Annotated in this window: 18 protein-coding genes; 9 read left to right on the forward strand and 9 right to left on the reverse strand. The window is 69.0% G+C overall.

Going from position 1 to position 21691, the window contains the following annotated elements; translation table 11 throughout:
- Positions 1–2: 2 nt before the first annotated feature.
- The 6 genes from O4G76_RS12305 to O4G76_RS12330 all read right to left on the reverse strand — a co-directional run bounded on the left by O4G76_RS12305 (position 3) and on the right by O4G76_RS12330 (position 7509).
- Positions 3–1913 (reverse strand): beta-galactosidase, encoded by a 1911-nt coding sequence (locus O4G76_RS12305; protein ID WP_269397607.1) that lies wholly within the window; start codon positions 1911–1913, stop codon positions 3–5.
- Between the two features lie 11 nt (positions 1914–1924).
- A complete protein-coding gene (locus O4G76_RS12310; protein ID WP_269397608.1) occupies positions 1925–4012 on the reverse strand; it encodes an alpha-galactosidase in 2088 nt (695 codons plus the stop codon).
- Complete coding sequence (locus O4G76_RS12315; RefSeq protein ID WP_269397609.1) at positions 4009–4857, reverse strand: carbohydrate ABC transporter permease; 849 nt, start codon at positions 4855–4857, stop codon at positions 4009–4011. The genes O4G76_RS12310 and O4G76_RS12315 overlap by 4 nt, the downstream gene beginning before the upstream one ends.
- 1 nt (position 4858) lies before the next feature.
- Positions 4859–5224 carry an MmcQ/YjbR family DNA-binding protein gene (locus O4G76_RS12320; RefSeq protein WP_269397610.1) on the reverse strand — a complete coding sequence of 122 codons (366 nt, stop codon included), beginning with the start codon at positions 5222–5224 and terminating at the stop codon, positions 4859–4861.
- Positions 5221–6171, reverse strand: a complete 951-nt coding sequence (locus O4G76_RS12325; RefSeq protein ID WP_269397611.1) for a carbohydrate ABC transporter permease — start codon at positions 6169–6171, stop codon at positions 5221–5223. The genes O4G76_RS12320 and O4G76_RS12325 overlap by 4 nt, the downstream gene beginning before the upstream one ends.
- Before the next feature lie 72 nt (positions 6172–6243).
- Complete coding sequence (locus O4G76_RS12330) at positions 6244–7509, reverse strand: ABC transporter substrate-binding protein (RefSeq protein ID WP_269397612.1); 1266 nt, start codon at positions 7507–7509, stop codon at positions 6244–6246.
- A gap of 144 nt (positions 7510–7653) precedes the next feature.
- On the opposite strand from O4G76_RS12330, the gene O4G76_RS12335 reads away from it, so the two are divergent.
- From O4G76_RS12335 to uraH, 4 genes are all read left to right on the forward strand, one after another.
- Positions 7654–8481: an IclR family transcriptional regulator gene (locus O4G76_RS12335; RefSeq protein ID WP_269397613.1), complete on the forward strand. Its 828-nt coding sequence runs from the start codon at positions 7654–7656 to the stop codon at positions 8479–8481.
- Positions 8474–9535 carry an ABC transporter ATP-binding protein gene (locus O4G76_RS12340; RefSeq protein ID WP_269397614.1) on the forward strand — a complete coding sequence of 354 codons (1062 nt, stop codon included), beginning with the start codon at positions 8474–8476 and terminating at the stop codon, positions 9533–9535. Before O4G76_RS12335 ends, O4G76_RS12340 begins: the two co-directional genes overlap by 8 nt.
- A 78-nt stretch (positions 9536–9613) precedes the next feature.
- Positions 9614–11392: a gamma-glutamyltransferase gene (gene ggt, locus O4G76_RS12345; protein ID WP_269397615.1), complete on the forward strand. Its 1779-nt coding sequence runs from the start codon at positions 9614–9616 to the stop codon at positions 11390–11392.
- Positions 11393–11625: 233 nt separating this feature from the next.
- A complete protein-coding gene (gene uraH / locus O4G76_RS12350; RefSeq protein ID WP_269397616.1) occupies positions 11626–11979 on the forward strand; it encodes a hydroxyisourate hydrolase in 354 nt (117 codons plus the stop codon).
- Positions 11980–12037: 58 nt separating this feature from the next.
- Here uraH and O4G76_RS12355 read toward each other — a convergent pair whose 3' ends face one another.
- From O4G76_RS12355 to puuE, 3 genes are read right to left on the reverse strand one after another with little or no spacing between them, the layout of a single operon-like run.
- Complete coding sequence (locus O4G76_RS12355) at positions 12038–13465, reverse strand: uracil-xanthine permease family protein (RefSeq protein ID WP_269397617.1); 1428 nt, start codon at positions 13463–13465, stop codon at positions 12038–12040.
- A 51-nt stretch (positions 13466–13516) separates the two neighbouring features.
- On the reverse strand, positions 13517–14005 hold the full coding sequence (locus O4G76_RS12360; RefSeq protein WP_269397618.1) for an ureidoglycolate lyase: 489 nt from the start codon (positions 14003–14005) through the stop codon (positions 13517–13519).
- Complete coding sequence (gene puuE, locus O4G76_RS12365; protein ID WP_373568035.1) at positions 14002–15435, reverse strand: allantoinase PuuE; 1434 nt, start codon at positions 15433–15435, stop codon at positions 14002–14004. Before puuE ends, O4G76_RS12360 begins: the two co-directional genes overlap by 4 nt.
- Before the next feature lie 190 nt (positions 15436–15625).
- On the opposite strand from puuE, the gene O4G76_RS12370 reads away from it, so the two are divergent.
- The 5 genes from O4G76_RS12370 (at position 15626) to O4G76_RS12390 (ending at position 21686) form a co-directional block, all read left to right on the forward strand.
- Positions 15626–16456: a bifunctional allantoicase/(S)-ureidoglycine aminohydrolase gene (locus O4G76_RS12370; RefSeq protein WP_269397619.1), complete on the forward strand. Its 831-nt coding sequence runs from the start codon at positions 15626–15628 to the stop codon at positions 16454–16456.
- A gap of 115 nt (positions 16457–16571) precedes the next feature.
- The gene (locus O4G76_RS12375; RefSeq protein ID WP_269397620.1) at positions 16572–17825 is read left to right on the forward strand and encodes a sarcosine oxidase subunit beta family protein; all 1254 of its coding nucleotides are present in this window, start codon (positions 16572–16574) and stop codon (positions 17823–17825) included.
- Between the two features lie 9 nt (positions 17826–17834).
- Positions 17835–18134, forward strand: coding sequence for a sarcosine oxidase subunit delta (locus tag O4G76_RS12380; RefSeq protein WP_269397621.1), 300 nt, complete (start codon positions 17835–17837; stop codon positions 18132–18134).
- Entirely contained in the window at positions 18131–21124 is a 2994-nt protein-coding gene (locus O4G76_RS12385) for a sarcosine oxidase subunit alpha (RefSeq protein WP_269397622.1), read from the forward strand. Before O4G76_RS12380 ends, O4G76_RS12385 begins: the two co-directional genes overlap by 4 nt.
- Positions 21125–21137: 13 nt before the next feature.
- A complete protein-coding gene (locus O4G76_RS12390) occupies positions 21138–21686 on the forward strand; it encodes a sarcosine oxidase subunit gamma (RefSeq protein WP_269397623.1) in 549 nt (182 codons plus the stop codon).
- Positions 21687–21691 lie beyond the last annotated feature (5 nt).

Genomic DNA, 21691 nt, shown 5'->3' on the forward strand with positions numbered 1-21691 from the left:
GTTCAGCGCGGCAGCCGCGTCACCGAGATCGGCGGCAGGTCGAGCCCCTCGACCTGCACCGCCCGCTCGGTGTGGTTGAACCAGAACCGCTCCGTCCCGGTGTCGCGGCGGCGGATGCCGTCGGGCAGCTCCACCGTATCGAGGCCTGCGCGCGTGGACAGACCGGCGATGATGCGCCTTGCGGCGACCGGGTCGGGCCAGCCGCCGAGATAGCTCACCCGCCCTTCGCGCATCAGCGCCGGGGCGCCCGACGCGGTGCGTTCGACGATCTTGGCCGCGCCTTCCAGCGCTTCGCGGTAGCCGGTGAAGGCGCCCCCCTGGTCGAGCGGCTCGGGCCGGTCGGCGCGCAGGCTCTCGACATGGGCCACTGTCACGTCGAGGCCCGGAAAGGCAGGGGGCAGCGGCACCGGGATCGAGAACTCGGCATCGCGCGCGCCCGCGCGGGGCCCGATCAGCACCTCGGCATCGGTGGCGGCCAGCGCCGATTTCAGCGCATCCGGCATGTGCATCAGCCCGGGCGCCGCGATCAGCCGGTAGCCGGTGAAGTCGCGCGTGGTGGCCGGCAGGATGTCGATCGAGAGCCCGAGCCCGCGCATCGCCTTGTAGAGATCGAGCACGAGGCCGAAATAACTCAGACCCTGCCCGTGCGGCTGCACCGCCCACGCGGCATCGGCGTCGTAGTCGAAGAGGATCGCCACCTCGGCGGCGGCGGTCGCCACCGCAGGGGCCTGCGCGATCTCGCGCGCGACCTGGCGCGCCTCATCCAGCCCCGGCGCGGGCTGGCTGTCGGGGCGCAAGAGCCCCGCGTGAAGCTGTTCCTGCGCGAAAGGGGCCTGCCGCCAGCGGAAATAGCTGACGCATTCCGCGCCATGCGCGAAGGCCTCCCAGCTCCAGAGCCGCACCATGCCCGGGAGCGGGGCGGGGTTGTGCGGGGCCCAGTTCACCGGCCCCGGCTGCTGCTCCATCACCCACCAGCGGCCGCGTCCGACGGCGCGGTAGAGGTCGTGGTGCAGCGCCTGGAAATCCGGGTCGCCCTGCCGCGCGTAATCGCGCTGCTGCTCCGGCGTGGCGCCGGCGCGGTCTTCGAGAAAGCCCAAGGGGTAGCTGTCCCACGAGGCGAAATCGAGATCGGCGCCGACCGCGAAATGGTCGAAATCCGTGATCCGGCCCATGTAGTTGTGGGTGACCGGGGCCGAGGAGCGAGCGCGGATGATCTCGACCTGGCGGCGGTTGAAGGCCACCACCTGATCCGAGGAAAAGCGGCGGAAAGCCAGCGCATGCGCCGGGTTCGGCTCGGTCACGGTGAGGTTGGGCAGGTCGATCTCGTCGAAATCGCGATACTCCATCGACCAGAACACGTTGCCCCAGGCGGTGTTGAGCGCGTCGATGTCGCCGTAACGGGCGCGCAACCAGCGGCGAAAGGCGGCGCGGGCCGCGTCGGAATAGGAAATGGTGGTGTCGTGGCAGCCGTATTCATTGTCGGTCTGCCACGCCGCGACATGTTCGTTGCGGCCGAAGCGATCGGCCATCAAGCCGACGATCCGGTCGCTCTCGGTGGCGTAGCTTTCGTGGCTGAAGCAGTAATGCCGCCGCGAGCCGAACTTGCGCGGGCGCCCCTGCGCGTCCACCGCCAGCATGTCGGGGTGCCGATCGAGCATCCAGCGCGGCGGCGTGGCGGTGGGGGTGCCGAGCACCACCTTGAGCCCGGCCTCGCCCAGCGTCCAGATCGCCTCGTCGAGCCAGTCCCAACGCAGCTCGCCGGGGCGGGGCTCCAGCTTCGCCCAGGCGAATTCGCCGATCCGCACCCATGTCAGCCCGGTCTCGGCCATGCGGCGGGCATCCTCGGCCCAGATCGAGCGGGGCCACTGCTCGGGATAGTAGCAGCAGCCCAATGTGCGGATGAGATCGGTCATGGCGATGTCCGTCAGAGACGGGTGCCCTCGAGCACCCACATGGTATCGGGAAAGGCGGATGGCAGGTGCAGCCCGTGGCTCATCAGATAGCTGCCGGGCAGGTCGAGCGCGCCGTCCTTGAGCGCCAGCGGCCCGCGCGACAGCACGCCCAGATCCTCGGGGTTCACCAGCGCGACGCGGTAGCTCGCCTCGGGGTCGAGACCGGTGAGCCGCAGCGGCCGGGGCAGGATCTGCGCCGCGCTTTCGGCATAGCCCGCGAAGACCACGAAGCGGCCGCCATCGGCCGCCATCTGCGCCTCGGCGATCACCGCGCCGTCGGCGCTGTCGAGCCGGTGGATGTCGGCGCGCATGGTCCAGTCGCGGTTGTTCTTCCACCACGCGGTGACGCGGGTGAGCACCTGCGCCTCCTCCTCGGTCAGTTCGCGCGGGTCCATCTCGAAGCCCATATGCCGCTGCGCCGCGACCCAGGCGCGGAAGCGGATGTCGTGCACCCGTCCCGAGGTATGGGCGCGGCGCGGACCGACATGGCTGCCGGTGATGGCGGCGGGCAAGAACAGCGCCGCCTCGTGCTGCATCCTGAGCCGCTCGACCGCGTCGTTGCTGTCCGAAAGCCAGACCCGCTGGGTGCGCGACAGGATCCCCGCGTCGATGCGGCCGCCGCCGGAGGCGCAGCTTTCGATCTCGACCATGGGGTGCGCGGCGCGCAGCCGGTCCAGCAGGTCGTAGATGCCGCGCGTCTGTTCGGCGTCCGGGTAGGGGAGCAGCCGGTTGTGGTCCCACTTGATGTAGTCGATCGGGTGGTCGCGCAGCACCGCGCCGATCCGGTCGAAGAGATAGTCGCGCACCTCCTCGCGGGTCAGGTCGAGCACCAGCTGCTGGCGTCCCTCGATCTGGTCGCGCGGCCCCATCGCCCAGTCGGGATGGGCGCGGTGGGTGTCGCTGTCGGCGTTGATCATCTCCGGCTCGAACCAGATGCCGAAGGTCATGTTCAGCCCGTGGACATGCTCGATCAGCGGGCCGAGCCCGTCGGGATACTTGCGGTCGTCGATCCACCAGTCGCCCAAGCTCGAAGTGTCGTCGTCGCGCCGGCCGAACCAGCCGTCATCGAGCACGAAGCGCTCGGCGCCGAGGGCGGCGGCGCGGTCGGCGATCGCCTTCAGATCCTCGACATCGTGGTCGAAATAGATCGCCTCCCAGCAATTGTAATGCACCGGGCGCGGGCGGTCGGGGTCGGGCCACGTGACGACGCGGTCGCGGATGTGGCGCTGGAACGCGATGGCGCAGCCATTGAGCCCGGCGCGCGAATAGCTCGCCAGAAGCTGGGCGGTGGCGGCGCGGGTGACCGGGGCCAGATCGGTCGCGCTGGCATGGCCGAACTGGATCTGCCGCCGCCCGTCGGGCAGCTCCTCGGCCACCATGCGGTGGCCGCCGGACCAGCCATAGTGAAAGGCCCAGGCCTCGCCTCTTGTGTCGGTGGTGCCGCGCCCCGGCACGATCAGGCCGGGGAAATGCTCGTGCCCCGAGCGGCCGGTGCGGCTCTCGCGCAGGCGGATGCCCGAGGACCACGGCGTGCGCTGCGGCCGGAACTCGCCGATCCAGCGGCCCGCCATGTCGATCATCTCGTCCGAGAGTTGCGGCGCGGGCAGCACCGGGGCGGCGAGCCAGTCGATGATGACGGGCGCGTCGCTCTCGATCTCGGCCGAAAGGCCCAGCACATGGGTGTCGGGGCCGATCTCGAACCGCGCGGCGTAGCGCAGCCCGAGATCGGCATCGGCGCAATGCACCACCAGCCGGTCGCGCGCCGCCTCGACCTCCACGAGCCGCAGCCGCGGTCGCAGCACCCGCCCATCGGCGTCGCGCAGGCTCAGCCCCGGCTGGCCCGGAAAGCTGCGATCGGCCTCGGGGCAGATCGAGAGCGGCGCATTGGCGTCGAGCATGCCGCCGGTCCGGTCCATCGCATGGGCGCGGGCGATGGGGGCGAGGTCGGTGGCCTTGGGAAGCGGCGCGCCCCAATAGACCACCTCGGGCAGCCGCGCGTCGGTCGCGGCCAGCACGAGGGTCTGGGCAAAGCTGTCGAGGCGCCAGCAGTCGGTGGTCATTTCACGGCTCCGAGGGTGAGGCCAGCGATGAAGTGTCGCTGCATCAGGAAGAACATGGCGACGGGCGGCAGGGCGGCGACGATGCTGCCCGCGCTCATCAGGTGATAGGCGGCGCGGTACTGCGCGTTGAATGAGGTGATGCCTGCCGTCACCGGCTGGCTCTCGGCGCCTTGGGTCAGCACCACGGCCCAGAAGTAGTCGTTCCAGATGAAGGTGAAGATCAGCACGGCGAGCGCCGCGATGGCGGGCTTCATCAGGGGCAGCACCACGAAGACGAAGATGCGCCATTCCGAGACGCCCTCGACGCGGGCTGCTTCGATCAGCTCGAAGGGCAGGGCGCGGATGAAGTTGCGCATGAACAGGGTGCAAAAGCCGGTCTGGAAGGCGATGTGGAACAGCACCAGCCCGGTCTTGGTGTTGTAGAGGCCCAGATCGAGCGTCAGGTCGCGGACCGGGACCATCAGGATCTGGAACGGCACGAAGTTGCCCGCGACGAACAGGAAGAAGATCCAGATATTGGCGCGGAACTTGTAGATGCCGAGCGCGAAGCCGGTCATGCAGCTGAGCGCCACCGCGCCGATCACCGTGGGCACGGTGATCAGCACCGAGTTCAACAGGTAGCGCGGCATGTCGCTCTCGAAGAACACCTTGGAGTAGTTCGTCACGCCCTCGAACGAGGACGGCCAGCCCCAGTAGTTGGCGTTGGCGAAATCGGCGTCGGGGCGGATCGAGAAGATCGCCACGGCGATCAGCGGCAAGAGCCACAGGATGAGGGCTATGGGGATCAGCGACTGGTAGGCGATCTGCGCGCCGCGCGGCTGCTTGTCGATCGGGGTCGGGAACATCTCAGATTTCCTCCATCGGCGGCAGTTCGGCCTGCGCCCGTTTCGTCAGGCCCGCGCGCACACGGCCATAGCTGACGGCGATCCGGTGGCGGGCCTCTTCGGGGTCGAGCCCGTCGAGCGTCAGCCCGACCCAGGCGCCGCGGAAATAGGGCGGCCAATGCGCGGCCCCCGCCTCGACCAGCATTTCGGCGGTCTCGCGGTCCGGCGTGGCGACGACCACGGTGTCGGTATTGGTCGCGCGCGCCTCGCCGTCGCCCCAGCAGGCGAACATCTTGCCGCCGATCTTCCACGAGTCGAGCTCGCCCGGGCCCGACCGCACCGCGCCGGGCCGTGCCGCGCAGAGCGCGTCGAATTCGCCCCGGGTCATCGGCCGCGCTCCTCGCGGTACATCGACCACAGGAAGTAGGTGATGAAGACCAGCATGATCAGGAACAGCACCACGGCGATGGCGGCGCCGTAGCCCATGCGGAAGCCGTATTCCGACAGCGCCACCTCGAACATGTAGAAGCTCAGCACCCGGCTTTCGCCGAACGGCCCGCCCGCGGTCATGATCGAGATCAGGTCGAAGGAGCGCAGCGCACCGATGATGGTGACGACGAAGGCGATGAAGGTGGCGGGGCGCAGCTGCGGCAGGATGATGTGCCACAGCATCCGGAAGCCCTTGGCGTTGTCGAGGCGGCCCGCCTCGATCTGCTCGGGATCCACGGCGTTCAGGCCGGTGAGATAGAGGATCATGCAATAGGCGGTCTGCGGCCAGAGACCGGCGGCGATGATGCCGTAGGTGACCCAGCGCTCGTCGCCCAGCACGTTGATCGGGCCCGCCCCGAACCAGCCCAGCATCACGTTCAGCAATCCGAAGGACGGATCGTAGAACCAGCTGAAGACGAGGCCCACGACCACCTGCGAGATCACGAAGGGAAAGAAGAACAGCGACTTGTAGATCCGGATGCCGGTTACGGTCTGGTTCAGGAACAGCGCGATGGCGAGCCCCATCGGGATCGCCAGCAGGTAGAGCACCAGCCAGATCACGTTGTTTCTCAGCGAGGTGTAGAAGGCGTCGTCCCAGTACATCTCCTCGTAATTGGCGAGTCCCACATATTCGGCTTCGCCCAGCCCGTCCCATTCGTAGAGCGAGACGTTGAAGCTCTGGAACACCGGGATCAGCACGTAGATCGCGAAGAACAGGATGCCGGGCGCCAGGAACAGCCATGGCGTGATCGCGATCTGGTTGCGGCGCCACCAGCCGCGCGGCGCGGGCCCGCTCGCGGGGATGGCTGCCGGTCGGGGCGCGGTGGAGGGCGGGAGCGGGGCCATGGCTGCACCTTCGGGAGAGAACGGATTGGTCGGGGGCGGCGCACCGCCCCCGGGGATCATGCGTCGCGCGGATCAGTAGATCCGCTGGCGCGCGCGCTCGAGCCGGTCGAGGATGCGGTCGAGATTGTCGGGCTTGACCATGAATTCCTGGAAGCCCTCCATCGCCACCTTGGCCATCTCGGCCGGGGCGTCGCGGTCGAAGAACTGCGCCACGCCGCCGGGGCTGTTCGATGACAGCACCTCGAAGCCCTCTTTCAGGAACTTGTCATCATCGACCGAGGAGCCGCTGTTCACCGGCAGCTGCCCCAGCGCGTCGCCCGCGTTGATCGCGGTCTGGTTCTCGGCCGAGGTGACGAATTTCAGGAAGGCGCGCGCGGCCTCCTTGTTCTGCGCCCCCGAGGGGATGTGGAACGTGTCGGTGGGCGCGTCTTCGGCCAGCTCGACGTCGGGGTTGATCGCCGGGAACTGGTAGTAGTCGAGCTGATCGTCCGAGAGCCCGGCCTCGCGCAGCGGCGCCACGGCGAAGTTGCCCATCAGGTAGGCTGCGGCCTCGCCGTTCACCATGAAGGGCAGCGCCTCCTGCCAGCTATAGGCGGTGTGGTTGTCGACATAGGCACCCATGTCGATCAGCTCGCGCCAGTTGGCGAAGGTCTGCTTCACCCGCTCGTCGGTCCACTCGACCTCGCCATTGGCGAGCGCCATGTGGAAGTCGAAGCCGTTGGTGCGCATGTTGAGGTAGTCGAACCAGCCGGCGGCGGTCCACAGGAACTTGGTGCCGATGGTGAAGCACTTGATGTCGTTGTCCAGGAGAGTCTGGCAGTTGGCCTTGAAGGCCTCCCAGTCCTGCGGCTCCTCAAGCCCGTGCTCCTCGTAGAGATCCTTCCGGTAATAGACCCCCCACTGGTAGTAGGTGTAGGGCACGCCCCATTGCTTGCCGTCAAGCGTCATCGCGCCCTTGGTCGAGGCGAGGTTCTCGCTGAGCTCGCCCTCCCACAGATCGGACACGTCCTCGAACAGCCCGGCATCGACATAGGGCGCCATGCGGTTGCCCGCGTACCAGTTCGCCACGTCCGGCGGGTTCGCCGTCAGGAAGTTGCGGATCTGCGTCTTGTAGGCCTCGCGGTCGATCACCGTCAGCTCGATGTCCAGATCGGGATGCATCTCGCCGAATCGTTCGACCATGCCCTCCATCACCGCGCGCGGCGCGGGGTTGGACATGTCCGAGAAGATCTTCAGCTCGCCCGAAAGCGCCATCTCGTGGCTTTCGGCAAAGGCGCCGCTGGCCAGCGACGTCGACATGGCCAGCGCGGCAAGCGCGGCCCGGTAGTGAGTAACCATGGTCTCCTCCCCATTTCCTCCGGCAAATCTAGTCTCATTATTTGAGACCAGGTTTTGCATATTGAAATCATACGCCGGTCTGCCCTATGCTTGTCAACAGCCGAGGCACGCTTTGACGGGCCGGGACGCAACGGAGGGGGCAGGATGAGGGCGCAGCGAAGCGAACAGCAGGTGGGCGACGGGACCATCGGCAAGGCGGTGACGGTGCTCGATCTTGTGGCCGGGTTCGAACGCCCCGTCCGGTTCAACGAGCTGCGCGAGCGCTCGGATTATCCCAAGGCGACGCTCTACCGGCTGCTGCAGACGCTGACGAATCAGGGTCTGCTGGCGCTCGATCCGGAGCGGCAGACCTACGCGCCGGGGCTGCGGCTGATGCGGCTCGCCCATGCCGCCTGGGAGCAGTCCTCGCTGGCGCCGGTGGCACGGCCGCATCTGTCGCGGCTCGCGGCGCGGGCGGCCGAGACCGTGCATCTGGCGCAGCTCGACGCGGGACAGGTGCTCTATGTCGACAAGCGGGTGCCGTCCCGCCCGGTCGAGATGTTCAGCCAGGCCGGCAAGGTCGGGCCCGCGCATTGCACCGGGGTCGGCAAGGCGATGCTGGCCTTTCTCGACGAGGCGGCGCTCGACCGGGCGGTGGCGCTGCAGAGCTTCTACCGGTTCACGCCGCAGACGATCACCGATGCGCAAGCCCTGCGCGCCGAGCTGGCCGAGATCCGCGACCGCGGCCATGCCTTCGACCGCGAGGAGCACGAGCCGGGCATCATCTGCGTGGCGATGCCGATCCTCTCGGCGCGCGGCCGGGTGATCGGCGCGCTCTCGGTCACCTCGGTGACCGCCCGCAAGACACTGGACGACTTGGAGAAGATGGTGCCGCTGCTGCGCGAGACGGCGGCGTGCATCTCGAAGGACATGGAGGCGTGGCGCTTCCCCGATCAGGGGCAGGCCCGCGACAAGGGAGAGAAAGATGTCTGACGTCACCCTGCGCAAGCTCGTGAAGCGATACGGCGAGGTGGAGGTGATCCACGGCGTCGATCTCGACATCAGCGACGGTGAATTCGTGGTCTTCGTCGGCCCCTCGGGCTGCGGCAAGTCCACGCTGCTGCGGATGATCGCCGGGCTGGAGGCGACCAGCGCCGGCGAGATCCGCATCGGCGACCAGGACGTGACCCGCGCCGACCCGGCCGATCGCGGCGTGGCGATGGTGTTCCAGACCTACGCGCTCTACCCGCACATGACGGTCGAGGAGAACATGGGCTTCGGCCTGAAGATGACCGGCCACAAGAGCGCCGAGATCAAGGAGAAGGTGCGCGAGGCGAGCCGCATCCTCAAGCTCGACGATTACCTCAAGCGCAAGCCCAAGGCGCTCTCGGGCGGGCAGCGCCAGCGCGTCGCCATCGGCCGCGCCATCGTGCGCGGTCCGGAGGTGTTCCTGTTCGACGAGCCGCTGTCGAACCTCGACGCCGAGCTTCGGGTCGACATGCGGGTCGAGATCGCGCGGCTGCACAAGGAGATCGGCGCGACGATGATCTACGTCACCCACGACCAGGTCGAGGCGATGACGCTCGCGGACAAGATCGTGGTGCTCAGGGGCGGCAACATCGAGCAGGTCGGCGCGCCGATGGATCTCTACCGCGATCCCGACAACCGCTTCGTCGCGGGCTTCATCGGCAGCCCGGCGATGAACTTCGTGAGCGGCAGCGCCGCCGCGGAGGGGGTGCTGGCGCCGGGGCTCGGGGCGCAGACGCTGCGGGTGCCGGCCCGCCTGCCGGAGGCCGGAACCGAGGTGACCGTCGGCGTGCGGCCGCAGCATCTCGCGCTCGCGGAGGGCGACAGCCACCTCGTCGACCTGGTCGAGCGTCTCGGCGGTGTCTCCTATGCCTATCTGGTCGCGGCGACCGGCGACCGGCTGGTGGTGGAGCTGCGCGAGGACGACCCCGCGCCGCGCCCGAACAGCCGGGTGGGCCTTCAGGTCGATGCGGCGCGGGTGATGCTGTTCGACGCCGCGACCGAGCGGCGGCTGCGCTAGGGTCGAGGATGGCTTCCCGGGCTTGCCCCAAGGGCATGTAGCGCGCTTAATGTCTGCAACTCGCAGAGGAGCAGACCGATGAGACACGCCGTGATCCCGCTGCTGCTGGCCGCTTGGCCCGCCGCCGCGCAGCAGGCCGCCGATGCCGTCACCACCGAGGGCACCTCCTCGGGCGAGATCGCGGGGCTGTCTGAGGCGGCGCAGGCCGCGGTCGAGGCCAAGCGCGCAGGCCGCCCGGTCGAGGCGCAGGAGTGGATGGTGGCCGCCGCCAACCCGCTTGCCGTGGAGGCGGGCGCGGAGGTGCTGCGCGAAGGCGGCTCGGCCGCCGATGCGATGGTCGCGGTGCAGGCGGTGCTGGGGCTGGTCGAGCCACAAAGCTCGGGGCTCGGCGGCGGCGCCTTCCTCGTCTGGTACGACGCCGAGAGCGGCGAGCTGACCACGCTGGACGGGCGCGAGACCGCGCCGCTGGCCGCGACGCCGACGCTGTTTCAGGACGAGAGCGGCCAGCCGCTCGAATTCTTCGACGCGGTGGTGGGCGGTCTTTCGGTCGGCACGCCCGGCACGCCGCGCCTGCTCGAGACGGCGCATGAGAAATGGGGCAAATCCGACTGGGCCGGGCTGTTCGACGCCGCCATCGCCCATGCCGAGGAGGGCTTCGCGGTCTCGCCGCGCCTTGCCACGCTGGTCGCCGAGGATGCCGAGCGGTTGCAGCGGTTTCCGGCGACGGCCGCGTATTACTTTCCCGGCGGCAGCGCCATCGCCGAGGGTGCGACGCTGAAGAATCCCGACTATGCCGAGGTGCTGCGCGCCATGGCCGAGGGCGGGGCCGACGCCTTCTACGAGGGCGGCATCGCCGCCGACATCGTCGCCACGGTGCAGGGCGCCGAGGGCAATCCGGGCGTGCTGTCGGAAACCGATCTCGCGCTCTACGAGGTGGTCGAGCGCGACGCGGTCTGCGCCGCCTATCGCGACTACGATGTCTGTGGCATGGGGCCGCCATCCTCAGGCGCGCTGACGGTGGGGCAGATCCTCGGCATGCTCGGTACCTATGATCTCGGCGCGATGGGGCCCGACAGCGCCGAGGCATGGCGGCTGATCGGCGACGCCTCGCGGATCGCCTTCGCGGATCGCGGCCGCTACATGGCCGATAGCGATTACGTGCCGATGCCGACCGAGGGGCTGGTCGATCCGGCCTATCTCTCGGGCCGCGCGGCGCTGCTCGCGGGCGACGACGCGCTGCCGGAGGTGGCCCCGGGCGAGCCGGAATGGCAGCACGCGATGCTCTGGGGCGACGACATGTCGATCGAGCTGCCCTCGACCAGCCACATCTCCATCGTCGACGCCGATGGCAACGCGCTGTCGATGACCACGACGATCGAGAACGGCTTCGGCTCGCGGCTGTTCGTGCGGGGGTTCCTCTTGAACAACGAGCTGACCGATTTCAGCTTCGCCACGCATGAGGAGGGCCGCCCGATCGCCAACCGGGTCGAGCCGGGCAAGCGGCCGCGCTCCTCGATGGCGCCGACCATCGTGATGCAGGGCGAGACGCCGGTGCTGGTGGTGGGCTCGCCCGGTGGCAGCCGGATCATCGGCTATGTCGCGCAGACCATCATCAACTGGGCCGATTGGGGCATGGACGTGCAGCAGGCCGTCGCCGCGCCGCATCTGGTGAACCGCTTCGGCACCTTCGACATCGAGGCGGGCACCGAGGCCGAGGCGCTGCAGACCCCGCTGCAGGAGATCGGCTTCGAGACCGAGATCCGCGACCTGACCTCGGGGCTGCACGCGATCGAGATCGGCGAGGTGCTGTCGGGCGGCGCCGATCCGCGCCGCGAGGGGATCGCGCTCGGGCAATGAGCGTCGGGCTCGGGGCCGATCACCATTGACGGAAAGGCGGGGTCGCCGTTTCGGACGGCCCCGCCTTCTGGCCGACCGGTCGCCGGTGATACCCGCCATCCGCCTCGGGGCCGCGAGCGTTCGGGCCGCGCCCGATCCTCAGGAAGAACTTGAAACACCCCCGGCCCGGGCGGCGCTTTTCCCTCCGCCACGCGCCGCGCTACTCTGCGGGCGACGCTGCAAGGAGTGACGCGATGCCAGGCTACCTGACCACCCATGTTCTCGACACCGCGCGGGGCTGCCCCGCCGCCGGGATGCGGATCGAGCTGGCCCGGATCGAGGGCGACCGGCGGGTCGTGCTCAAGGAGATGGTGACCAATGAGGACGGTCGCACCGACGCGCCGATCCTGCCCGAGGCCGAATTCGAGACCGGCACCTACGAGCTGAGCTTCGCGGTGGGCGACTATCTCGACGCCTGCGGCGTGGCGGCCGAGAGCCCGCGTTTCCTCGACACGGTGCCGCTGCGCTTCGGCATGTCGGCGGCGGACCACTACCACGTGCCGCTGCTGGTCTCGCCCTTCGGCTATTCGACCTATCGCGGCAGCTGAAGCCGCGCGGGCCGGTGGCCAGCCCCGGAAGGGCTGGCCATTCCCGCTCGAAGGATCGTCAGTGGCGCGGCGTCTCGAATGGCAGGCCGTGCGGCTTGGGCGCGGGGGCCGGTGCCTCGTCGGCCAGCGCCTCGGGCAGGACGAGGTTCAGCACGATGGCGAGGAAGGCCGCGGGCAGCAGCCCCGAGGTCAGCAGCACCCGCGCCGTCTCGGGCAGGTACTGCACCGCCTCCGGCTCCAGCTGCAACCCGAGGCCGAGGCTGAGCGAGACCGCGAAGATCACCATGTTGCGGCGGTTCCAGTCGACATCGGCGAGCATCGAGACCCCCGCCGCGACCACCATGCCGAACATCACGATCACGCCGCCGCCCAGCACCTCGATCGGCACGGTGCGGATCACCGCGCCGACCTTGGGCACCAGCCCGCAGATGATCAGGAAGATCGCGCCGCATGTGACGACGTGGCGGCTCATCACCCCGGTCATCGCGATCAGCCCGACATTCTGGCTGAACGAGGTGTTGGGCAGCCCGCCGAACACCCCCGCGAGCGCGGTGCCGAACCCGTCGGCATAGGTGGCGCCCTCGATCTCGCGATCCGTGGCCTCGCGGCCCGCGCCGCCCTTGGTGATGCCCGACACGTCGCCCACCGTCTCGACCGCCGAGACGAAGGCCATCAGGCAAAAGCCGATGATCGCGGCCGCCGTGAACTCGACCCCGTAGCGGAACGGGTCCGGCAGGGCGAAGGCGGCGGCGTTCGACCACGAGCCCGCGACCTCGGCCGGGGTGAGGATGCCGACCGCCATGGCGTAGGCGTAGCCCGCGATCAGCCCCAGAAGCACCGCCGAGACCGCCAGCATGCCGCGCGTGAAGAACTTCAGCCCCAGTGTCACCGCGATCACCACGAGCGCCGCCGACCAGTTCAGCGCCGAGCCGTATTCGGCCGCGCCCGCCGCCTTGGCCGGCACGCCGCCCGCCGCGTACTGGATCCCGACCTGCACCAGAGCCAGCCCGATCAGCGTCACCACGAGGCCGGTGACCAGCGGCGGCAGCGCGAAGCGGATGCGGCCGATGACGAGGCCGAGCGAGGCGTGGAACAGCCCGCCCACCACGATGCCGCCATAGAGCGCGGCGAGCCCGTCGACGCCCTTGCCCGCCACGAGCGGGATCATGATCGGCAGAAAGGCGAAGCTGGTGCCCTGCACGATCGGCAGCGCCGCGCCGATGCGGCCCAGGGTTATCGTCTGCAGGAGCGTCGCGAGGCCAGCGAACAGCATCGACATCTGGATCAGGTAGAGGAGTTCGGGAAAATCCGGCGAGTTCGAGCCGAAGCCGAACCCCGCCGCGCCGGCGACGATGATCGCCGGGGTGACGTTGGCCACGAACATGGCAAGCACGTGCTGGATGCCCAGCGGGATCGCCTTGTGCAGGGCGGGGGTGTAGTTCGGATCCCGCAGCTGTTCCGGGGTTCCGATCGAGGTATCGGCCATTCCTGTCTCCCTGTGTTTGGGCGGGCCCGGTCTTGGCGCCGGGTCCCGCGATCAGCCGGTGACGCGCCAGGGCATCTCGAACCGGTATTCTTCCAGATTTGCGCCGGGCCCGATGCGGTCGACCACCGCGAAGAGCCCCGGCGCCTCGAGCGGCGTCAGCACGCCGTGCCACGTGTTCCTCAGCAGGTTGACCGCCTGGCCCGGCGTCGTCACGAAGGCGCGCGGGCGACCGGGCCGGCCATCCTCGTCCGGCGCGACGATGACCAGAAAAGAGGCGAGGCTGAGCGGAATGAAGGCTTGGCTGCCATCGGGGTGCCGCTCCACGAGGTCGAGCGTGTAGGGCAGGCTGCGCGGCTTGGCGTCGAAGACCGAGATCCCGGCGCGGCCGTCCGCGCCGAAATCGAGCCGGGCCAAGTCATGATGCCGCCCGCAGAGCCCGGCATTGATGATCTTGTCAGGTGCGCCCGCCGCCTCGATCACGTCGCCGAATGGTGCGAAGGCCGCGCGGGTCAGCGGCTCGGTGCGGATCTCGCCGCTCATGCCGGGTTCCCGCCCCCGCTCGGCGGCAGCATCGCGCGCAGCCGGTGCAGTGCGATCCGCTCCACCTGCCGGCAGGCCTCGGCGAACTCGGTGTCGCGGTCGCTGTCGATGCGCTGCTCGAAGGCCGCGAGGATGCTTGCCTTGTCGTGATCGCGCACCGCGATGATGAAGGGAAAGCCGAACTTGGCGACATAGGCGTCGTTCAACTCGGTGAAGCGCGCCCGCTCTTGGTCGGTGAGCGCGTCGAGCCCGGCGCTGGCCTGCTCGGCGGTGCTCTCGGCGGTCAGCCGCTTGGCCGCCGCAAGCTTGCCCGCGAGATCGGGATGCGCGGTGAGCACGCCGAGCCGTTCGCTTTCAGAGGCCGAGCGGAAGACGCGCGAGAGCGCGTTGTGCAGCCCGAGGGCGGTGTCATGCGCGGGCCCAAGCTCCAGCCCGTGCGCGCGCTCCGCGATCCAGGCCGAATGCTCGAACACGCCGCCGAAGCGGGCGACGAAGGCGTCGCGCTCCATCTTGGAGGGCCGCTCGCGCGCCACCGGCGGATGCGTCGCGGCCCAGTGCTCGGCGATCTGCAGGCGCGTGGCGAACCAGACGCCCTCGTGGCGGCGGACATAGTCGAGGAATCGCTTGAGCGCCTGCGCCCTGCCGGGCCGCCCGACGAGGCGGCAGTGCAGGCCGATCGACATCATCTTGGGCGCGCCTTCGAGCCCCTCCTCGTAGAGGCAGTCGAAGCTGTCCTTGAGATAGGAGAAATACTGGTCTCCCGAGTTGAAGCCCTGCGGCGTGGCGAAACGCATATCGTTAGCGTCGAGCGTGTAGGGCACGATCAGCTGGTCGCGATCCCCGAAGCGTGACCAGTAGGGCAGATCGTCGGCATAGGTGTCGGCGGCATAGGCGAAGATGCCCTGCTCGGCCACCAGCCGGACCGTGTTGTCCGAAGACCGCCCCGTGTACCAGCCGCGCGGCGGCTCGCCCACCACCTCGGTGTGCAGCCGGATGGCCTCCTCCATGTCGGCGCGCTCGGAGGCCTCGTCGGCGTCCTTGTACTCGATCCATTTCAAGCCGTGGCTGGCGATCTCCCAGTTTGCGTCCTTCATTGCCGCGACCTGCTCGGGGCTGCGCGCCAGCGCGGTGGCCACGCCGTAGACGGTGACGGGCAGGTCCTTGAGCATCCGGTGCAGCCGCCAGAACCCGGCGCGCGCGCCGTATTCGTAGATCGACTCCATGTTCCAGTGCCGCTGGCCCGGCCATGCGGCGGCGCCGACGATTTCCGACAGGAACGCCTCCGATCCCGCATCGCCATGCAGGATGTTGTTCTCGCCGCCCTCTTCGTAGTTCAGCACGATCTGCAGCGCGATCTTCGCGCCTCCCGGCCATTTCGGATCGGGGGTCTCGGCGCCGTAGCCGATCATGTCGCGGGGGTAGCGGTTCACTTGGGGCCTCCTTTGATGCGGGCAGCTTAGCAAAGCGCTGCGCCGGGAATCTTATGAAAATATTTGAAGCTGTCTCGTTCACACCCCGCCCGATTATCAAGCGCAGGCTGAAGTACCTTGTGCCTGAGCGGCGCTATCCGTGGCCCGGCGGGCCATGCGAGACTGTTTCGCGACCGCACAGGAGATCGTCATGACCGAGCGCAGCTATTTCGCCCAAACCGGCGGCCACCCGCCCCAGACCGAGCTGATGACCGGCCGCGCCGTCTTTACCGAGGCCTATGCGGTGCTGCCGAAGGGCACGATGCGCGACATCACCACCAGCTACCTGCCGTTCTGGGACGCCACGCGGCTGTGGGTGATCGCCCGCCCACTCACCGGCTTCGCCGAGACCTTCTCGCAATATCTGATGGAGGTGCAGCCCGGCGGCGGCTCGGAGCGCGGCGAGACCGAGGCCGGGGTCGAGGGGGTGATCTTCGTGGTCGAGGGGCGGCTCTCGCTGGAGATCGAAGGGGTCCGCCACGAGATGGGCGAGGGCGGCTATGCCTATCTGCCCGCCGACAGTCGCTGGTCGTTGCGCAATGCGGGTCAGGGGGCGGCGCGGTTCCATTGGATCCGCAAGCTCTACGAGCCGGTCGAGGGGCTGGAGAAGCCCGATCCGATCGTCACCTCGGACGCCGAGGTCGCACCCTCGGAGATGCCGGGCACCGAGGGCCGCTGGGCCACCACCCGCTTCGTCGATCCTACGGATCTGCGGCACGACATGCATGTCACCATCGTCACCTTCCAGCCCGGCGGCGTGATCCCCTTCGAAGAGACCCACGTGATGGAGCACGGGCTCTACGTGCTGGAGGGCAAGGCGGTCTACAAGCTCAACCGCGACTGGGTCGAGGTCGAGGCGGGCGACTTCATGTGGCTGCGCGCCTTCTGCCCGCAGGCCTGCTACGCGGGCGGGCCGGGGCCGTTCCGCTACCTGCTCTACAAGGACGTGAACCGGCACGCGGGTTTCCTGCCCCGGCGCTAGGCCGCCGCCCGGCGGGCGATGTCGCAAACGCCGCCGCGATGCGTCGCATCCATCCACTCGGGCGCGGCGCGATCGTGGCACTGCGGGGGCGATGCCCCCGCCCGAGGATTGCCCGATGCCCCGCTATTCCGCCTTTGCCGTCGTGAAGAACGCGCTCACCGGTCACAAGGGCTGGCGCGAGCAATGGCCCGATGCGCAGCCCAAGAAGGAATACGACGTCATCATCGTCGGCGCCGGTGGCCACGGGCTCGGCGCGGCATACTACCTCGCCCGCGAACACGGCATCACCAATGTCGCGGTGATCGACAAGGGCTGGCTGGGCGGCGGCAACACCGGGCGCAACACCACAATCATCCGCTCGAACTACCTCTATGACGAGAGCGCGAAGCTCTACGACCACGCGCTCGATTTGTGGGACGGGCTGTCACAGGAGCTGAACTACAACGTCATGTTCTCGCGGCGCGGGGTGATGATGTTGGCGCACAACGTCCACGACGTGCAGTCCTTCCAACGCCACGTCCATTCCAACCGGCTGAACGGCGTCGACAACCGCTGGCTTTCGGCCGAGGAGGCCAAGGAATTCTGCCCGCCGCTCAACATCTCCCGGGAGGCGCGCTACCCGGTCATGGGCGCGGCGTTGCAGATGCGGGCGGGCACGGCGCGGCACGACGCGGTGGCCTGGGGCTATGCGCGCGCCGCCGCTGCGAGGGGTGTCGACATCATCCAGAACTGCCCGGTGATCGCGATCCGGCGCGGGCCCGACGGGGCGGTGACGGGGGTCGATACCGCCAAGGGCTTCATCGGGGCGAAGAAGGTCGCGGTCTCGGCGGCGGGGCACACGAGCGTGGTGATGGAGAGCGCGGGCGTGCGGATGCCGCTCGAAAGCTTCCCGTTGCAGGCGCTGGTCTCGGAGCCTGTGAAGCCGGTGTTTCCCTGCGTGGTGATGTCGAACACGGTGCACGCCTATATCAGCCAGTCCGACAAGGGCGAGCTGGTGATCGGTTCGGGCACCGACCAGTACACCAGCTATTCGCAGCGCGGCGGGCTGCCGCTGATCGAGCACACGGTGGCGGCGATCTGCGAAATCTTCCCGATCTTCAACCGCATGCGGATGCTGCGGAAATGGGGCGGCATCGTCGACGTGACGCCGGACCGCTCGGCGATCATCGGCAAGACGCCGGTCAAGAACCTCTTCGTCAATTGCGGCTGGGGCACCGGCGGCTTCAAGGCGACGCCGGGCGCGGCGCATGTGCTGGCGCACACGGTGGCCACGGGCGAGCCGCATGCCCTCAACGCCCCCTTCACGCTGGACCGCTTCCGCACGGGGCGGCTGATCGACGAGGCGGCGGCCGCCGCCGTCGCGCATTGAGGTGACGACATGCTGCTGATTCACTGCCCCTATTGCGACGAGACCCTGCCGGAGCTGGAGTTCGCCTATGCGGGCGAGGCGCATGTCATTCGGCCCGAGGACCCCTCGGCGATGTCCGACGAGGAATGGCGCGACTTCCTGTTCATCCGCACCAACGCGCGCGGCCCGCATTTCGAGCGCTGGCGCCATGTCCATGGCTGCGCGCGCTTTTTCAACGCGGTGCGCGACACGGTGAGCGACCGGTTTCTTCTGACCTACAAGGCGGGCGAGCCGCGCCCCGACCTCGCATCGCTGGAGGCCGCGCAGTGAGCCAGTTCCGCATCCCCGGCAAGGGCCGGGTGGATCACGCCGAAACGGTGCGCTTTGCCTTTGACGGCCGCGAATTCACCGGCCTGCGCGGCGATACCGTCGCCTCGGCGTTGCTGGCGCACGGGGTCCACCTGATGGGCCGCTCGTTCAAGTATCACCGCCCGCGCGGGCCGGTAACCGCCGACAGCGCAGAACCCAACGCCCTGATCGGCACGTCGCGCGGGCCGGGGCGCTTCGAGCCCAACACCCGTGCCACGGTGCAGGAGTTGCGTGAGGGATTGATGTGCGAGAGCCAGAACCGGCTCGGGTCGCTCTCCTTCGATCTCGGCGCGGTGAACGACGCGCTGCACCCGCTGTTCCCGGCGGGCTTCTACTACAAGACCTTCATGTGGCCGCGCAGCTTCTGGGACAAGCTCTACGAGCCGGTAATCCGCCGCGCCGCCGGCCTTGGCCGGGCGCCGAGCGAGGTCGATCCCGATCGCTACGCCTCGCGCTATCTGCACACCGACCTGCTGGTGGTGGGCGCCGGGCCCTCGGGGCTGATGGCGGCGCTGGAAGCGGCGCGCGCCGGGGCGCGGGTGACGCTGGTCGACGAGAACCCGGAGATGGGCGGGGCGCTGCGGTCCGATCCCGGCATCGAGATCGCCGGGCAGCCCGCTTGGGACTGGCTCGACGGGGCGCTGGCCGAGCTGGAATCCCTTGGCGTGCGGCTGATGAACCGCACCACCGCGATCGGCTATTACCACCAGAACATGGTGGGGCTGTGCGAGAAGCTCACCGATCATCTTGACACGATCCCCGAGAACGCCCCGCGCGAGCGGATGTGGCGGGTGCGGGCAACCCGGGTGGTGCTGGCGCAGGGCGCGCTGGAAAAGCCGCTGGTGTTCCACGGCAACGACCGGCCGGGCGTGATGCTGGCGGGCGCGGCGCAGACCTACCTGCATCGCTACGGCGTCAAGGTCGGCGACCGGGCCGTCATCGTCACCTCGCATGACAGCGCCTATCACGCGGCCTTCGATCTCGCCGAGGCGGGCACCAAGATCGTCGCCATCGTCGACACACGGGCCACGCCGGAAGAGGATCTGCGCGCCGAGGCGCGGGCGCGCGGGATCGAGGTGCTGACCGGCCATACCGTCACCGACACCAAGGGGCGGCTCAGAGTGGCGTCGGTCACGGTCAACCCGGTCGAGGGCGGGCGCATCGGCGCGGCGCGGCTGCTGCATTGCGACTGCCTGCTGATGTCGGGCGGCTGGACGCCGTCGCTGCACCTGTTCTCGCACACGAAGGGCAGCCTGCAATGGGATGAGGAGAGCCGGACCTTCCTGCCGGGGCGGATGACCGAAGACTGCCACATCGCGGGCGCGGGACGCGGTCTCTGGGGCTATGGCGAGGCGCTGGCCGACGGGGCGAAGGCCGGGGCAGAGGCGGCGACGGCGCTCGGCAAGAAGGCCGGGGCCACGCCCCTTGCCGTGGCGCATGATCGCCCCGGCACGGGCGAGAGCCACAAGGAACTGCCGACGAATCGCAAGTCGAGCCGCGTGCGCGCCTTCATCGATTTCCAGAACGACGTGACTGCCAAGGACATCCGGCTGGCGGTGCGCGAGGGCATGCGCTCGATCGAGCATGTCAAGCGCTACACCACCAACGGCATGGCGACCGATCAGGGCAAGATGTCGAACATCAACGGTCTGATGATCGCCGCCGACGCGGTGGGCAAGGCGCCTCCGGAGGTCGGGCTCACGACCTTCCGCCCGCCCTACACGCCGACGACCTTCGGCGCCTTCGCGGGTTACCACAAGGGCGCGACCTTCGAGGTGACGCGGCGCACGCCGATCGACGCTTGGGCCGAAGCGAACGGCGCGGTGTTCGAGCCTGTCTCGCTGTGGCGCCGCGCTTGGTACTTCCCGCAAGGCGGCGAGGACATGGAGGCCGCCGTGGCGCGCGAGTGCTTGGCCACGCGGGCATCGGTGGGCATCTTCGACGCCTCGACTCTGGGCAAGATCGAGGTGGCGGGGCCCGACGCGGTCGAGTTCATGAACCGCATGTACACCAACCCCTGGACCAAGCTTGCGCCGGGTCGCTGTCGTTACGGCGTGCTGCTGGGCGAGGACGGCTACATCCGCGACGACGGGGTGATCGGGCGGCTCGGGTCGGACCTGTTCCACGTCACTACCACCACCGGGGGTGCGGCGCGGGTGCTCAACATGATGGAGGACTATCTCCAGACCGAGTGGCCCGATCTCGACGTCTGGCTGACCTCGACCACCGAGCAATGGGCGACCGTGGCGCTGAACGGGCCCAAGGCCCGCGAGGTGCTCGTGGGGCTGGTCGAAGGCTGCGACATCTCGGCCGAGGCCTTTCCGCACATGTCGGTCGCCGAATGCCGCGTCGCGGGCTTCCCCGCCCGGCTGTTCCGGCTGAGCTTCACCGGCGAGTTGGGCTTCGAGATCAACGTGCCGGCGCGGCACGGGCTGGCGCTGTGGGAGGCGCTGATGCAGGCGGGCGAGCCGCATGGCATCACCGCCTACGGCACCGAGACCATGCATGTGCTGCGCACCGAGAAGGGCTTCATCATCGTCGGGCAGGACACCGACGGCACGGTGACGCCGGAGGATGCGGGTCTGGGCTGGGCGATCGGCAAGGCGAAGCCCGATTTCGTCGGCAAGCGGTCGCTGGCGCGGCCCGATCTCGTCGCCCCGGGGCGCAAGCAGCTGGTCGGTCTCCTGACCGAGGACGGCGCGGTGAAGCTGGAGGAGGGGGCACAGATCGTACTCGACCCGGGCCAGCCCAAGCCGATGAAGATGGTCGGCCACGTGACCTCCTCCTATCACAGCGCCACGCTGGGCCGCTCCATCGCCATGGCGCTGATCGAGGGCGGGCGCGACCGCGAGGGCGAGACGGTGCATGTGCCGATGCCCGAGGGCGTGGTGCGGGCGAAGATCACCTCGACCGCCTTCTATGACCCCGACGGCGACCGGCTGAAGCTCTGAGGAAGGCGCGATGATGACCAACCAGACGCATGATTTCACCTTGGCGGAGGCCACCGCGCGGGTCCGCATCGACGAGCTGGCGCCGGTGTCGCGGTTTTCGCTGCGGGTGCGTCCCGCGCAGGCGGCGACGCTGGGCCGGGCGCTCGGGCTGGATCTGCCCGACCGTATCGGGCGGATCGCCGAGGCGCAGGGCCGTACGGCGTTGTGCCTCGGCCCGGATGAATGGCTGATCTGCGCGCCCGAGGCGGCCCGTGACGCGATCCTCGCCGCGGCGCGGGATGCGTATGAGGCCGCGCCGCACAGCCTCACCGAGATTTCCGATCGTGAGATCAGCTACCGCATCAGCGGCCCGGCGGCGCAGGAACTGCTGACCATCGCCTGCCCGCGCGACCTCGACCTTCTGGAGCCGGGACGTGCGGTCCGCACCGTGTTCGACACAGTGCAGGTGGTGCTGTGGCGCGACGGGCCGCAGGAATTCCGGCTCGACGTCTGGCGCAGCTTCGCGCCGCATGTCCGGGCGCTGCTGGAGATCGGTCAGGCGGAGCTTGCGGCCGGGCTCTGACGCGG

The sequence above is a fragment of the Limimaricola sp. G21655-S1 genome, from assembly GCF_027213785.1.
Taxonomy (GTDB): domain Bacteria; phylum Pseudomonadota; class Alphaproteobacteria; order Rhodobacterales; family Rhodobacteraceae; genus Limimaricola.